The following is a 1,890-nucleotide window of genomic DNA, read 5'->3' on the forward strand; positions in this document are numbered from 1 at the left end:
CAGACCGCCCGCCACCGCGACCAGCCTGCGCTTGGCCGCCTCCCCCAGCGGCACGCAGTACACGTCGCACCGGGCCTGATCGCCCACCGGCAGGCCCTCGACCTCGCAGGCCAGCACGGTGCGGTCCACCCCGAGCCCGAACCCGACACCGGACAGCGGCGCACCACCGAGCTCGGCCATCAGCCCGTCGTAGCGGCCACCGCCGCCGATGCCGGACTGCGCGCCGAGCCCGTCGTGCACGAACTCGAACGTGGTCTTGGTGTAGTAGTCCAGCCCGCGCACCAGCCGCGGGTTCTCCACGTACGGCACGCCGAGGTCGGCCAGGTGCTGCTTGACCTGCTCGTAGTGCTCCTTCGCCGACGCGGAGAGGTGGTCGGCCATCAGCGGCGCGTCCGCGAGCAGCTCCCGCACCTCGGGCCGCTTGTCGTCGAGCACCCGCAGCGGGTTGATCTCCGCGCGCTGCTGGGTGTCCTCGTCCAGCGCCACGCCGCGCAGGAACTCCTGCAGCTTGGCCCGGTACTCCGGGCGGCAGGTCTCGTCGCCGAGCGAGGTCAGCTCGACGCGGTGCCCGGTCAGGCCGAGTCGCCGGTAGCCCTCGTCGGCGATCGCGATGACCTCGGCGTCCAGCGCCGGGTCATCCACGCCGATCGCTTCCACGCCGACCTGCTGCAACTGCCGGTACCGCCCGGCCTGCGGCCGCTCGTAGCGGAAGAACGCGCCGCTGTAGTGCAGCTTGACCGGCAGCTGGCCGCGGTCCAGGCCGTGCTCGATGACCGAGCGGATCACGCCCGCGGTACCTTCGGGCCGCAGCGTCACCGACCTGCCGCCGCGGTCGGCGAAGGTGTACATCTCCTTGCTGACCACGTCGGTGGATTCGCCGACGCCGCGCGCGAACAGCGCGGTGTCCTCGAACAGCGGCAGTTCGATGTAGCCGTAACCCGCGCGCCGCGCGGAGTCGGACAGCGCCTCGCGCACGGCCAGGAACCCGGCGGACTCGGGCGGGTAGTACTCGGGGATGCCCTTGGGGGCGTTGAAGGTGCTCATCAGCGGTTGTTCGCAGTCCTCGTCGAAGTCACAGGCCGTCGCGCGCCGGAGCGGACAGCTCCAGCAGGAACGGGTTGCTCGCGCGTTCGCGGCCGATGGTCGTGGTGGGTCCGTGGCCCGGCAGGACGACCGTGTCGTCCTGCAGCGGCAGCACCCGCTCGCGCAGGCTGCGCTGCATCGTCGCGTGGTCGCCGCCGGGCAGGTCGGTGCGTCCGATGGCCCCGGCGAACAGGGTGTCCCCGGCCAGCAGCAGCCGGCCGCCCTCCTCGGTCCCGAGGCCGAACAGCACCGACCCGCCGGTATGGCCTGGGCTGTGGGTGACTCCGAAGCTGAGCCCGGCCAGCTGCACGGTCTGCCCGTCCGCCAGCTCGCGGACGTCCTCCGGCGCGGTCAACGGCGGCAGCGCGGCGAACAGCTGCGCGCCCTCCGGGCCCAGCGACGCGGCGGGGTCGGTGAGCATGAACCGGTCCGCAGGGTGCAGCCAGGCGGGCACGTCGTGCGCCCGGCACACCTCGCCGGCGGAGAAGACGTGGTCGAAGTGCCCGTGCGTGAGCAGCACCCCGGCCGGGGTGAGCCGATGCTCGCGCAACTGCTCGTCCAATCCCGCGACCGCTTCCTGGCCGGGGTCGACGATCACGCACTCCGCGTCGTCGCCCGCGGCGAGCAGGTAGCAGTTCGCCTGCAGAGGTCCGGCCGGGAACCCGAGCACCAGCACGAAAACGAGCCCTTCTTCGATCGGTCAGGACGGTGGCCGAGGCCGCGGGCGGGACAGCTCCGGAACCCGCGGACACAGCAGCGGCCACGGCGGCCACCGCGCGCGGATCACCGGCGAGGCGGCGGTCGGCG

Annotated in this window: 2 protein-coding genes; both read right to left on the minus strand. The window is 73.0% G+C overall.

Translation table 11 applies throughout. The features are described 5' to 3' along the window. Window positions 1-1,044, minus strand: a 1,044-nt coding sequence (hisS, locus tag IJH84_RS15010) for a histidine--tRNA ligase (protein ID WP_295145513.1), incomplete at its 3' end; no start/stop codon positions are given. 28 nt (window positions 1,045-1,072) lie between these two features. Next, window positions 1,073-1,759, minus strand: coding sequence for an MBL fold metallo-hydrolase (locus IJH84_RS15015; RefSeq protein WP_200069833.1), 687 nt, complete (start codon window positions 1,757-1,759; stop codon window positions 1,073-1,075). Window positions 1,760-1,890: the final 131 nt, after the last annotated feature.

Source organism: Saccharopolyspora sp. (assembly GCF_017434145.1).
GTDB classification, from domain to species: domain Bacteria; phylum Actinomycetota; class Actinomycetes; order Mycobacteriales; family Pseudonocardiaceae; genus Saccharopolyspora_C; species Saccharopolyspora_C galaxeae.